This window comes from Collinsella sp. CLA-SR-H006, from assembly GCF_040097075.1.
GTDB lineage: Bacteria > Actinomycetota > Coriobacteriia > Coriobacteriales > Coriobacteriaceae > Collinsella.
Genome location: NZ_JBBNPD010000003.1, coordinates 91530 through 104538, shown reverse-complemented (window position 1 = coordinate 104538; position 13009 = coordinate 91530). Strand labels below are relative to the sequence as shown.

Below are 13009 nucleotides of genomic sequence, written 5' to 3'. Positions count from 1 at the left end.
GCCATGGCAGACGCTAAGGATTTCCTGTTTGAGATCGGTACGGAGGAAATGCCCTCCGCACCGCTGAACAATGCCGTCAAGCAGCTTGGCACCATGATCGCCAAGGGCCTCGACGAGGCCGGTCTGGCCCACGGCGAGGTCCGCGTGATCTCGAGCCCACGTCGTCTGGCTGCGCTCGTGGCCGACGTCGCCACCGCGACCGATGAGGTTCACGAGGTCAAGCGTGGCCCCGCGGCCAACATTGCCTTCGACGCTGACGGTAACGCCACCAAGGCCGCCCAGGGCTTTGCCCGCAAGTGCGGTGTGGCTGCCGAGGACCTGGTCCGTCGCGAGGACACTGACGGTCGCGAGTATGTGTTCGCCGAGAAGAATATTCCCTCCGCACCGGCAACCCCGATTCTGACCGCTCTGTGCGAGAAGACTATTGCCGGCCTGCAGTGGCCCAACTACCGCAGCCAGCGCTGGGGCCACGAGCACGCGACCTTTGTTCGTCCGGTCCGTTGGATCTGCTGCCTTTTGGGCGAGGATGTTGTGCCTGTGTCGTTTGCCGACGTGACGAGCGGCAACACCACGCGTGGTCATCGCGTACTTGGCCCTGGTGACCATGTGGTTGCCAGCCCCGCCGTCTACGAGCAGGTGCTCGAGGACGCCGGCGTGCTTTCTGCCGAGCGTCGTCGTGAGGCCATCCTCGCCGGTATCGCCGAGGTCGAGGCTGCCCGCCCCGGCTGCCATGTCGATACGCCCAAGAAGGTCTTCGAGGAGGTTATCAACCTCTGCGAGTGGCCGACGGTGCTCGTCGGTACCTTCGATGAGGAGTTCCTCAAGGTCCCGCACGAGATCATCTGCGAGTCCATGCTCACCAACCAGCGCTACTTCCCGATCTATGACGGCGAGGGCAAGCTCACGCGTGAGTTCGTGGTCGTCTCCAACAGCAAGCCCGAGAACGCCGAGCGCGTGATCGACGGCAACGAGCGCGTCGTGCGCGCCCGTCTGGACGACGCCAAGTTCTTCTACGAGGAGGACCTGAAGATTTCCCTCGACGAGTTCCGTGAGCGTCTGGCCAAGGTCGCCTTCCAGGAGAAGCTCGGTAGCGTGCTCGCCAAGTCCGAGCGCATCGAGCAGCTCGCGCTCGCTATCGCCCGCGAGGCTCATCTGGGCGCCCACCTTGCCGCCGATGCCGCTCGCGCCGCGCACCTGTGCAAGGCCGACCTGGTGTCTAACGCCGTCGTCGAGTTCACGAGCCAGCAGGGCGTGATGGGCGGTTATTACGCGACTGCGATGGGGGAGAACGACGAGGTCGCCCACGCCATTCGCGATCACTATCGTCCCCGCTTTGCCGGTGACGAGCTGCCCGAGGGCACCGCTGGCTGCATCGTGGCCTGCGCCGACAAGCTCGATACCATCGCCGGTATCTTTGCCATCGGCGAGCCCCCGACTGGCTCTTCGGACCCCTACGCGTTGCGTCGTGCCGCTATCGGCATCATCAACATCCTGCGCGACCGCCTGCCGATCGACCCCACGTCGCTCATCGACTTCGCCCTCGAGCTCTATAGCGAGCAGGGCATTGAGTTCGACGCCGCCGAGGTCGCCCAGCAGGTTCGTGACTTCTTCCATGGCCGCCTGGTGAGCATGGCCCGCGACGAAAAGATCCCGGCCGATACCGTTGCCGCCGTCTCTGCGGTGCACATCATCGCCCCGTCCGTCTTCTTCGCCCGCTGCGCCGCCCTCGACGAGGCCCGCAAGAACGACGCCGAGACGTTCGACAACCTTGCGACCGCCTATGCTCGCGCTGCGCATATCTCCAAGCCCGAGCTGGGCGTGGAGTACGACCGCAGCTTGATGGGCGAGGTCGAGCTCGCGCTTGCCGATGCCTCCGAGGCTGCTCAGACCGCTGTAGATGCCGCCCTCGCTGCCGAGGATTACCCGGCCGCATTTGCTGCCCTCGCCGCCCTGCGCGCGCCCATCGACCGTTTCTTCGACGAGGTTATGGTCATGGACAAGGACGAGCAGCTCCGCGATAATCGCCTTAAGCTGCTCAACCGCTTCGAGGCCGTTTTCTCCGGCATCGCCAACATCGGTGAGCTTGCCCGCAAAAAGTAAGCCAGCCTGCGCATAAGCGCAAAAGGAGCCCCGCATGGATTGCCCGGTCACCGCTCGTCCCACCGTTATCGTTATCTCCGACTCGCTCGGCGATACCGCTTGTGAGGTGGTGCTTGCGGCGTCCGGGCAATTTGATGAAGGGGCTTTTCATCTCTTGCGCCTGCCCAAGGTGAACTCTGTGGAGCAGGTTAAATCGTTTGTGGGCCCGCGTGTCGATGCAGACCATCGCGATATTGCCGTGTTCCATACCATTGTCGATCCGGCGCTTCGCGCCCGCGTGCTCGATTACCTGGGTATGCTGCATATCCGCTCGGTCGACCTGATCGGCCCGACGCTCGCCGTGCTGTCGTCGCTCATTGGCGTGCCGCCCAAGGGCGTCGCGGGCGTGATTCACAAAACCGATGACCGCTATTTCCATCGTATCGAGGCCATGGAGTATTTTGTTGAGCACGATGACGGGCGCGGCTGCGACGATCTGTCGGGTGCCGATATCGTGCTGCTGGGCGTATCGCGCACGTCCAAGACGCCGCTGTCGATGTTTCTGGCCTTTCAAGGTTACAAGGTTGCCAATGTTCCGTTGGCCCATGGCATGGAGCCACCCAAGTCAATTTACGAGGTCGACCCGATGCGTTTGTTTGGCCTGATTTCGACCGTCGACATTATTTCCGAGATTCGCGATAGCCGCTTGGGCGATGACTACGCCCGTGCCGTTGCCGGCTCCTATGCCGAGCCCGAGAGCGTGCGTAGCGAGCTCGAGGAAGCTCGTGCCCTCATGAAGCGCCTAGGCTGCTTTGTGGTGCGCACCGACGGCAAGGCCATCGAGGAAAGCGCTGCCGAGATCATTAGCCACTTGGAGGAAATCCAAGAAGCCCGCGCCCGCCGCGCCGCCCGCCGCACCTAATAGTAGTAGCATTTTGATAAAGCGATTTAGCAAAAACATCGCACTTGACCTGCATTTTTCTTGCAGTGGTATCTTCATAAGGTAACCAACTTTACCTACCGTTTACCGCCATATTTAGCACGTTTACCAAACCGCGTATCCTCTGCTCAAGCCCGTTCAAATCCAGCCGTATAGTTCCCTCACGGCCCGCATCCGGCGGGTCGATTCGTTACCACGGTCGTGCGCGTAAGCGCATGGAAGGGGAAGTATCGTGAGCGATTGCAAGAGGGTTTACCGTTTTGGAACCGACGCCCAGGGCACCTGTGTCACTGAGGGCGACAAGTCCATGAACTTCGTGCTTGGCGGCAAGGGCGCAAACCTTGCCGAGATGAGCCGCATCGGCCTGCCGGTTCCCGGTGGCTTTACCATTACCTGCCAGACTTGCGTCGAGTACTCCGGTGCCGGCAACGTCTGGCCCGAAGGCGCACTCGATGAGATCGTTGCCGCCGAGGCCGACCTCGAGGCCCGCTGTGGCAAGAAGCTCGGTGACGACAATGATCCGCTGCTCGTGTCGGTTCGCTCGGGCGCTCCATTTTCCATGCCCGGTATGATGGACACGGTCCTCAACTTGGGCCTCAACGACGACTCCGTTCAGGGGCTCATCGCCCAGACGCAAAATCCGCGTTTTGCCTGGGATAGCTACCGCCGCTTTATCCAGATGTTCTCCAACGTCGTTATGGGTGTTGATGCCGACCTGTTCGAGAACGCCCTGACCCAGGCCCGCCTGGTCGCCGGTGTTCGCGTCGATTCCGAGCTTTCGGCCGAGGACCTTCAGGAGCTTGTCGAGACCTTCAAGGGCATCTTCTCTGATAACGTCGAGGCCGCCCTGTATCCCGAGCTCGAGGTCACCGGCGGCAAGCCCGTCTTCCCGCATGATCCGGAGCTCCAGTTGCGCCTTGCCATCCAGGCCGTCTTTGGCAGCTGGATGAACGAGCGCGCCTGCATCTACCGCAAACAGCACGGCATCTCCGACGAGCTCGGTACTGCTGTCAACGTCCAGGCTATGGCCTTTGGCAACAAGGGTGAGACCTCCGCGACCGGCGTCGCCTTTACGCGCAACCCGGCCGACGGCACTAAGGAGTTCTACGGCGACTTTCTGGTCAACGCCCAGGGCGAGGATGTCGTCGCCGGCATCCGCAATACCGAGCCCATCGCCGACCTCAAGACCACCCCGGGCCTCGAGTCCGCAGGTGAGGAGCTCGAGCGCGTGTTCCTGACGCTCGAGGATCACTACCGCGACATGTGCGATATCGAGTTCACCATCGAGCAGGGCAAGCTCTGGATGCTCCAGACTCGTGTGGGTAAGCGTACCGCCACCGCCGCCCTGCGCATTGCCATCGAGATGGTCGAGGAAGGCCTAATCACCCGCGAAGAGGCCGTGAGCCGTATCGATCCCGCGCAGCTCGACCAGCTCCTGCACCCGCAGTTCGACGCCTCCAAGAAGTACGAGGCTCTCGCCAGCGGTCTTAATGCCAGCCCCGGTGCCGCCATGGGCGAGGTCGTGTTTTCGAGCGACGCCGCCGTCGCGCGCGCCAACGAGGGTCACAAGGTCATTCTGGTTCGTTGGGAGACCAACCCCGACGACCTGAAGGGCATGGTCGCCGCCGAGGGCATCCTGACCAGCCACGGTGGCAAGACGAGCCATGCCGCCGTTATCGCCCGCGGCATGGGTACGCCCTGCGTCTGCGGCGTTGAGCGCTTCCACATCGACGCCGCCGAGAAGGTTGTGCGCATCGAGGGCAGCGATCGCGTGCTGCATGAGGGCGATGTCATCTCCATCGACGGCACCCAGGGTATCGTCGTCGACGGTCCCGTCGACCTGGTCTCCGCCGAGCTTACCGGCGACCTGGGCACTATCCTGTCCTGGGCCGACGAGATTCGCCTGGACGAGACCTGTGGTTATGCCAACCATGTGCGCGTCAACGCCGACAATCCCGAGGATGCCGAGCTTGCCCTCGAGTTTGGCGCCGAGGCTATTGGCCTGTGCCGCACCGAGCACATGTTCCTGGGCGACCGCAAGAACATCATCCAGAGCTTTATCCTGTCTGACGATGAGGCCGTGAAGCAGCAGGCCCTGGCCGACCTGCTCAAGGTCCAGACTGAGGACTTCCTGGCGATGTTCAAGACTATGTCCGGTCGCGACGTGGTTGTCCGCCTGCTCGATCCGCCGCTTCATGAGTTCCTGGATAATCCTCGCGAGCTCGAGGTCGCCATCACCAAGAAGGAAGCCGCTGGCGCCAGCGAGGAAGAGCTTGCCGCCTTGCGTGCCCGCCTACGTCGCATCGACGGCATGGTCGAGTCCAACCCGATGCTCGGCCTGCGCGGTGTGCGCCTGTCCGTCGTCTTTAGCGATCTGCCGCTCATGCAGGTCCGCGCTGTGGCCACGGCTGCCGCCCGCCTTATCAAGGAAGGCGTCGACCCGCGCCCCGAGATCATGGTCCCGCTCGTCTCCATCACGGCCGAGCATGTCCAGACCCGCGAGGTTATCGAGCGCGTAATCGCTGAGGTTTCCGCCGAGGAGGGCGTCGAGCTCAATATTCCCGTGGGCACGATGCTCGAGCTGCCGCGCGCCTGCATGGTCGCCGACGATATCGCCCATCACGCAGACTTCTTCTGCTTTGGCACCAACGACCTCACCCAGACGACCTTCGGTTTCTCGCGTGACGACGCCGAGGCTAAGTTCATCCCGCTGTACATGCATAAGAAGATCTTGAAGGACAATCCCTTCGAGACCATCGATACGGCGGTGCTCGAGCTGGTGCGCATGGCCGTCGAGAAGGGCCGAGCCACTAGCCCCGACATGCACTTTGGCGTGTGCGGCGAGCACGGCGGCGACCCCAAGTCCATCAAGGGCCTGTTCAACGTGGCCGACGTGGACTACGTGTCTTGTTCGCCCTACCGCGTGCCCCTCGCACGCCTGGCTGCCGCTCAAGCCAAGCTCGAGGCCAAGCGTTCCGCCTAACGTTTTGGGTTTAGACGCCTAGCGTAGCCCCTTTCATGCCGCCCGTCTCATTCGTGAGGCGGGCGGTTATCATGTGCGGGTTTTGTCTTTTTGTCTGCGTAAAAAATTGTTCTTGCAGCAGAAACCCGCGCGTGTATACTCGAATACGTTTGTTCAACTACGTGCCGGCCAAGGTGGTACGGCACCTCTAGAAGAGTAAGGAATTGCACATGGATTACATCCGCGCAATCGAGCGTCAGCAGATCCGCGAGGACATTCCTCAGGTTCGCGTCGCCGACAACGTCAAGGTTCACTACCGCATTAAGGAAGGCGACCGCGAGCGCATCCAGGTCTTCCAGGGCGACGTCATCCGCATGGCCGGCGCCGGTGCCCGCGAGACCTTCACCGTCCGCAAGATGTCCTTCGGTGTCGGTGTTGAGCGTACCTTCCCGCTTCACAGCCCCAAGATCGCCAAGCTCGAGGTCGTTCGTCATGGTCGCGTCCGTCGCGCCAAGCTGTACTACCTCCGCGACAAGGTGGGCAAGGCTGCTCGTATCCCCGAGAAGCGCTAAGAAGATCGCAGCGTCTGTCCACTCGTTTGGACACAAGGGTCACCTTCGGGTGGCCCTTCTTTTTATCTGATTTGCATGCAAGGAGGGCCTGGTATGGCCAACATGACGAGCTCGGTTTCGGCATCGCAGGTTGCCGGAGAGCTGGCGAGCGCTACGTTTGAGGAGATTCCCGCCCTCGTGGAGCATTATCGCGAGGACCCGCGTCAGCAGGTGATCAAGGCTTGCGAGCGCGCCCTCAAGCGCCATGCCAAAGAGCTTGCCGAGCGCGAGCGCGTCAATGACATGTACGAGCTTATGCATGAGCTCGGCGGCGATGGGGTGGTCGTCGGTGTCGACGAGGTGGGTCGCGGATCGGTGGCCGGTCCTTTGACGGTATGCGCCGTCTGCCTTCCTATGGAGCCGCGCGTCTGGGGCATCAACGATTCCAAAAAGCTCACGCCGGCGCGCCGCGAGTTGCTCTCAGTGAAGATTGCCGAGGTGGCGACGGCGATCGGTTTTTGCCATATCGCGCCTAAGGATATCGATGAGATGGGCATGGCCCGTGCCATCCGCGCTGCCGTTGCGGGCGCCGTGGCCGATACGGGACTTGAACCCGACTGCGTCCTCATGGATGGCAACCCCTTGGGCGCCGTTCCTAACGAGCGCGATGTGGTGAAGGGCGATGCCAAGATCGCCTGCATCGCTGCGGCGTCCATCATGGCCAAGGTCACGCGTGACGAGATGATGGTTGAGTACGACGCCGAATATCCCGAGTACCATCTGGCCGAGTCGAAGGGCTATGCAAGCCCCGAGCATATCGAGGCCATTCGCAAACATGGACTTTGTCCTCTGCACCGCGTGAGCTTTTGCGGAAACTTTCTGCAGACTGAGCGCCTTTTCTAGGCCAATTGTGGAGACAGGGACCTCTGGGGTTTTATAAACCTGCTGGTAGCGGGCCGTATGCAACACCATTGCTGCGTACGGCCCGTTTTTTGAAGGCATTTGGTCAGCTTTTGGTTTGCTTCCGGTACTTACCTGCATGAAAGGTGCCCTCATCATCGGGGCAATGCAGTGTGCGGGAAAGGAGACCCCATGAGTGCCGCAAGCAAAAAGAGCAAGACGCAGCAGCTCAAGGAGCGTTGGGAAAACGGCGAGCTCGACTGCGGGGCGATGACGCCCGAGTTTATCAAGGGACTCAGTCCCCGCGAGCTGGGCATGCTGGGCGAGCTGATCACCATCGACTACTTTAACGAGCGCGGCTACACCTTGCTGGAGCAGGGTTATCGTTGCACCGAGGGCGAGGCCGATCTGGTGCTGCTCGATGAGCTCGACGATGTCGTGGTGATGGCCGAGGTCAAGACTAGACGCGTCGCACTGGATTGCAACACGCGGGTCTTTCCCGAGGAGGCCGTGGACGCCCAAAAGCAACGCCGCTACCGCCGCATCGCGAGTTGCTATCTCATGGAGCATTATCCGCTCAAGGCGATCCGCTTCGATGCCGTGGGTGTCACCATCCGCGGCGGGCATATCGCCGAGATCGAGCATCAGTACAACGCGTTCGATTGGCAGGTGTCGTGATGGCGTTCGAGACGTTTGCCGTTCACGCGGCCTGCATCCGCGGCGTCGAGGCGATTCACGTCACGGTCGAGGTCTCGCTTGCCGGCGGCGTTCCGGGCATTCAGATGCTCGGCATACCGAGTATGGAGGTGATGGAGTCGCGCGGTCGTATTCGCTGTGCGATGCGCTCCGCCGGGTTCGAGATCCCACGCTCGGGCATTACGGTCAACCTGGCGCCCGGCGATATTCGCAAGACCGGTAGCGGCTTTGATCTGCCCATCGCCATCGCGGTTCTGGCAGCCGATGGACAGATTCCCCGTGACAACCTCGATCGCTGCCTTATCGCAGGCGAGCTTGGTCTGGACGGCACAGTGCTGCCCGTCAAGGGCGAGGTGGCGTTTCAGCTGCTGGCTCGCGACATGGGGCTGTCTTTTATCGCCGGCAGGTCAGACCAGCATGTGCCACTCGCGGGCGTGGATTGCGGCTTTATCGATCATTTGTCTCAGCTTGCTCATGGTATGGGCGATGCCGCGCGGCACTACTTGGATTCCGAGGGCGTCGAGGCGACCTTTGAGCCAGAGCTCGACTATGCCGACGTGCTGGGGCAGGAGGTCGCCAAACGCGGCATGGCGCTTGCGGCCGCCGGCGAGCTCGGACTGCTCATGATCGGCTCGCCTGGTTCGGGCAAGACCATGCTTGCGCGGCGCATGACGGGCATTTTGCCCGAGCTTTCTCTCGAGGATCAGCAAGAGGCGCTGTGCATCCATTCGGTCTTGGGCGAGAACATCGATGGACTGCTTGCGGGGCATCGCCCCTTCCGCAGCCCGCATCACAGCATTTCGACCGCGGGACTTATCGGCGGCGGGCGCCCGGTGCACCCGGGTGAGATCAGCCTGGCTCATGGCGGCGTGCTCTTTTTGGACGAGCTTGCCGAGTTTCCCACGGGTGTGCTGCAGACGCTGCGCCAGCCCATCGAACGAGGCTACGTCAGGATCGTACGCGTCGACGGGGCCTTTACCTTCCCGTCGCGCTTTCAGCTGCTGGCTGCGAGCAATCCCTGCCCCTGCGGCTTTTTGGGCGATCGCGAGGTACCGTGTCGCTGCTCGGCGGCGATGGTCGAGCGCTATCGGTCTAAACTGCGCGGTCCCTTGGCCGACCGTATCGACATGATGATCGATGTGACCCGTCCCGACCCTCAAGTGATTATCGAGGGTGCGGAGGGTATGTCGTCGGCCGAGTTACGTGACTACGTTGTGCGCGGTCGTGCCTTTCGCGCCTGGCGCGAGTCCCGTATGGACGATGCGGATGCCGAGGCCGAGGATGACGAGACGCGGTCCATTGACGGCGTCGTTTCGACCTTTGAGCTCGATGATGCGGCGGAGAAGTGTGTGCTCGGCCTGTCGAAGCGCACGCATCTCACAGGGCGTGGCATCGTGCGCCTTGTTCGCATTGCGCGCACGATCGCAGATGTCGCCGAGAGCGAGCAGGTGACGCAGGACCACGTGCTCGAGGCGGCGATGTACCAGGGAAGGAGGGACCAATGATGGCCGAGGGGACCTTTGAGCTGCATCCAGGCGATGCGTTGTATCCCGAGACCGTTTTGGAGCTTTCTGATATACCCCAGACGCTTTATGTGCGCGGCAACCCCGAGGTGCTTTCGACGCCCGCGCTCTCCATCATCGGCGCGCGCAAGGCCTCGCCGTATGGTCTTGCCGTGGCTGAGCTTGCGGCAAAGGTGGCGATCGAGGCGGGAGTGACGGTTGTTTCGGGCGGCGCGGTCGGTTGTGACCAGGCCTCGGGTTGGGCTGCGGTCAACGCCGGCGGCAAACACGTCGTGGTGCTGGGGACGGGCGCCGACGTGGTCTATCCGCGTTCGAGCGCGGGGCTTATTACGCGCACGCTCGATACGGGTGGCGCGGTCGTGTCGATCTCTCCGTGGGGCATGGGTCCGCGCAAGTTTGCTTTTCCGCGCCGCAATCGCGTGATCGCGGCCCTGTCGCAAGCCCTCTTTGTATCCGAGGCGGGTATGCCTTCTGGGACGTTTTCTACAGCCGAGGCTGCTATGGATTTGGGGCGCGAACTTCTTGCCGTGCCGGGGTCGATCCTATCGCCCGAGTCGCGTGGCACGAATTACCTCATTGCGAACGGTGCCTGCTGCATCGTCGACGAGGAATCTATCGAGATGGCTATCTCACGCATCTACGGAACCCTGCGCTACTCGCGCCCCGATGCTCCCGGCATTGCCGACTTGGATCCAACGCAGCAGACCGTGATGCATGCGCTCATCGCCTCTCCGCTCAAGGTCGACGACATCGCGGCGCTCGTCTCGCTCGATGCTGTCGGCGTACTCAAACTCTTGGGTTCGCTTGAACTCGAGGGCCTTATCGAGCGCATGATGGATGGAAGGTATGCGCCCTCCAAGTTTGCCCTTCACGCCCAGACACCCTTCGGTCACAATGGAAAACGTGTCAATTAGAAAGGTGTTTGCAGATGCAGTTCGATCAGGTGACAGTTATCGGTGGCGGTCTGGCGGGTTCGGAGTGCGCGATCCAGCTGGCAGATCGCGGGTTTGCCGTAAAGCTGTGCGAGATGCGCCCCCAGGTGAGCTCCCCGGCCCACCATACCGATCACCTGGCAGAGCTCGTCTGCTCCAATTCGTTTAAGTCGACCCGTCCGGATTCCGCGGCTGGTTTGCTGAAGGCCGAGCTTGAGCGCATGGGTTCAGTCCTGCTCGATTGCGCCCATCGCGCGGCTGTTCCCGCCGGTGGCGCCTTGGCGGTCGACCGCGTCAAGTTTTCCGAGCTTGTCGAGGCCGAGGTTGCCGCTCGTCCCAATATCGAGGTCGTGCACGGCGAGGTCACGCAGATTCCCGAGGGCCACGTGGTCATTGCCGCGGGCCCGCTGTGTTCACCGGCGCTGAGCGAAGAGGTCATGAAGCTCGTCGGCGGCGACGCCCTTGCGTTTTTCGATGCCGCGGCGCCGATCGTCGATGCCTCCACGCTCGATATGGACGTGCTGTTCTCGCAGTCGCGCTACGAGGAGCAGGGGAGCGGCGACTATCTCAACGCTCCGCTCAATAAGGAGGAGTACGAGGCCTTTATCGAGGCGCTTACCACGGCCGACCGAGTGGTGCTCAAAGACTTTGAGGGTGGCGATCTGTTCCAGGCCTGCCAGCCTGCCGAGGAAGTTGCGCGCACCGGCAAGGACGCCATTCGCTTTGGCGCCATGAAGCCCGTCGGCCTCACCGACCCGCGTACCGGACGTCGCCCTTGGGCGGCGATTCAGCTGCGTGCCGAGAACAAGGAGAAGACCGCCTATAACCTGGTGGGCTTCCAGACCAACCTGACCTTTGGCGAGCAGAAGCGCGTCTTCCATATGGTGCCGGGCCTGGAGAACGCTGAGTTCTTCCGCTACGGTGTCATGCACCGTAATACCTTTGTCGACGCCCCGCACGTGCTCGATGGCACCTTTGCCGTGCCTGGTACCGGCGTGCGCCTGGCCGGTCAGATCACCGGCACCGAGGGGTACATGGAAGCCGTGGCGACCGGTCTGCTCGCGGCGCTCAACACCTATGCCGAGGCTATCGGTGCCGCGGGCGTCGAGTTGCCCCGCGTGGGCGCCCTGGGTGCGCTCGTGGGCTATGCGACCGATCCTGCCACCGTGGGCTATCAGCCCATGCATGTCAACTTTGGCCTGGTGCCGCCGCTCGAGGATGGTAAGCGCCGCAGCAAGCGTGACCGCTACCAGGCCTATGCGGACCGTGCGCTCGAGGCCCTCGATGCCTACTTGGCCACGCGTTCCGACTTGTTTGGAGGCGACCGGTCATAGCCTTTGACCTGTACGACGCCGTCGACTCGTTTATCGCCTATATCGCACGCGTCGAGGGGCTTTCTCCCAACACGGTGACTGCCTATGGCTCGAGGCTGGAGCGCTTCGCTGCCTGGTGCGAGCGCGAGGATATCGACGCTCGCGCTGCCGACGTGCGGACCGTTCGCTCCTATTTGGCCGAGCTTTCGCGTGAGCAGGTGGCTCCCCGAACGCTTGCGGCGCATCTGTCTGCCATTCGCTCGCTCTATCGGTGGATGGCTGCCGAGGGGATTGTCGAGGGTGATGCGGTCTCGGCTATCGCATCGCCCAAGCTGCCGCGCGACCTGCCGGGCGTCCTTACGACTCAGCAGGTCGAGGCACTGCTCAAGACGCCTGATACCTCGACGCCCGCGGGACTGCGCGATGCGGCAATGCTCGAGTTGCTCTATGCATCTGGCGCCCGTATCTCTGAGCTCGCAGCACTCAATGTGGAGTCCATCGCTTGGTCCGAACGCACGCTGCGTCTGTGGGGCAAGGGGAGCAAAGAACGTATCGTCCCCCTGTATCGTCGTGCGCTCGAGGTGACTCGTTTCTATATTGAGGAGGGGAGGCCGGCGTTGCTCGCTCAGGCAAAGCGCCGTGACCCCGCCACCGGGCCGCATCCGCTGCTTATATCGGCGCGCGGCAATCGCATGAGTGCCGCCATGCTCAGGCGGCGGTTCCATACGCTGGCGACGCTCGCCGGCATTCCGGCCGACATCGCCCCGCATGCGATGCGCCATACCTTTGCGACCGACTTGCTCGAGGGCGGTGCGGACCTGCGCTCGGTTCAAGAGCTGCTGGGCCATGCGAGCCTGTCCACGACGCAGATTTACACGCATCTCACACCCGATCGGCTCAAACGTGCCGTGGCTCAAGCCCATCCCCGCGGCGAATAGTGGCTGGGACGTCCCGCGCCGCACCGAGGTGTGTGGTTTTGATTGCGGGTTGGCAGGAAGAAGCATTCCTGCTATCATTCATCGGGTTGCTTCACGGCAACATGTTTTTATCACGCACGCGCGGCTACTTCATACCGTGGTGCCCGGGCTTTGGTAGCACATGTCCGGGTTGGTT

10 protein-coding genes are annotated in these 13009 nt (G+C 62.4%); all 10 read left to right on the top strand.

Going from position 1 to position 13009, the window contains the following annotated elements; genetic code table 11:
- Positions 1–3 precede the first annotated feature (3 nt).
- The 10 genes from glyS (at position 4) to AAA069_RS03140 (ending at position 12834) form a co-directional block, all read left to right on the top strand.
- Entirely contained in the window at positions 4–2100 is a 2097-nt protein-coding gene (gene glyS, locus AAA069_RS03185; protein WP_349127546.1) for a glycine--tRNA ligase subunit beta, read from the top strand.
- A 34-nt stretch (positions 2101–2134) separates the two neighbouring features.
- Positions 2135–3001 (top strand): pyruvate, water dikinase regulatory protein, encoded by an 867-nt coding sequence (locus AAA069_RS03180; RefSeq protein WP_349127545.1) that lies wholly within the window; start codon positions 2135–2137, stop codon positions 2999–3001.
- Positions 3002–3251: 250 nt separating this feature from the next.
- Positions 3252–6002: a pyruvate, phosphate dikinase gene (gene ppdK, locus AAA069_RS03175; protein ID WP_349127544.1), complete on the top strand. Its 2751-nt coding sequence runs from the start codon at positions 3252–3254 to the stop codon at positions 6000–6002.
- Positions 6003–6211: 209 nt separating this feature from the next.
- On the top strand, positions 6212–6553 hold the full coding sequence (gene rplS / locus AAA069_RS03170; RefSeq protein WP_006236098.1) for a 50S ribosomal protein L19: 342 nt from the start codon (positions 6212–6214) through the stop codon (positions 6551–6553).
- A 93-nt stretch (positions 6554–6646) separates the two neighbouring features.
- Positions 6647–7435, top strand: coding sequence for a ribonuclease HII (locus AAA069_RS03165; RefSeq protein ID WP_117639929.1), 789 nt, complete (start codon positions 6647–6649; stop codon positions 7433–7435).
- Positions 7436–7624: 189 nt separating this feature from the next.
- Positions 7625–8110 (top strand): YraN family protein, encoded by a 486-nt coding sequence (locus tag AAA069_RS03160; RefSeq protein WP_006236100.1) that lies wholly within the window; start codon positions 7625–7627, stop codon positions 8108–8110.
- Entirely contained in the window at positions 8110–9633 is a 1524-nt protein-coding gene (locus AAA069_RS03155) for a YifB family Mg chelatase-like AAA ATPase (protein ID WP_349127543.1), read from the top strand. The genes AAA069_RS03160 and AAA069_RS03155 overlap by 1 nt, the downstream gene beginning before the upstream one ends.
- Positions 9630–10565, top strand: coding sequence for a DNA-processing protein DprA (locus AAA069_RS03150; protein ID WP_349127542.1), 936 nt, complete (start codon positions 9630–9632; stop codon positions 10563–10565). The genes AAA069_RS03155 and AAA069_RS03150 overlap by 4 nt, the downstream gene beginning before the upstream one ends.
- A 14-nt stretch (positions 10566–10579) precedes the next feature.
- A complete protein-coding gene (trmFO, locus tag AAA069_RS03145; RefSeq protein ID WP_260698842.1) occupies positions 10580–11917 on the top strand; it encodes a methylenetetrahydrofolate--tRNA-(uracil(54)-C(5))-methyltransferase (FADH(2)-oxidizing) TrmFO in 1338 nt (445 codons plus the stop codon).
- Complete coding sequence (locus AAA069_RS03140) at positions 11914–12834, top strand: tyrosine recombinase (protein WP_349127573.1); 921 nt, start codon at positions 11914–11916, stop codon at positions 12832–12834. The genes trmFO and AAA069_RS03140 overlap by 4 nt, the downstream gene beginning before the upstream one ends.
- The last annotated feature ends 175 nt before the right edge of the window (positions 12835–13009 follow it).

Coding starts and splice junctions, on each gene's coding strand:
- glyS (WP_349127546.1), top strand. CDS start 4: ATGGCAGACGCTAAGGATTTCCTGTTTGAGATCGGTACGGAGGAAATG.
- AAA069_RS03180 (WP_349127545.1), top strand. CDS start 2,135: ATGGATTGCCCGGTCACCGCTCGTCCCACCGTTATCGTTATCTCCGAC.
- rplS (WP_006236098.1), top strand. CDS start 6,212: ATGGATTACATCCGCGCAATCGAGCGTCAGCAGATCCGCGAGGACATT.
- AAA069_RS03165 (WP_117639929.1), top strand. CDS start 6,647: ATGGCCAACATGACGAGCTCGGTTTCGGCATCGCAGGTTGCCGGAGAG.
- AAA069_RS03160 (WP_006236100.1), top strand. CDS start 7,625: ATGAGTGCCGCAAGCAAAAAGAGCAAGACGCAGCAGCTCAAGGAGCGT.
- AAA069_RS03155 (WP_349127543.1), top strand. CDS start 8,110: ATGGCGTTCGAGACGTTTGCCGTTCACGCGGCCTGCATCCGCGGCGTC.
- AAA069_RS03150 (WP_349127542.1), top strand. CDS start 9,630: ATGATGGCCGAGGGGACCTTTGAGCTGCATCCAGGCGATGCGTTGTAT.
- trmFO (WP_260698842.1), top strand. CDS start 10,580: ATGCAGTTCGATCAGGTGACAGTTATCGGTGGCGGTCTGGCGGGTTCG.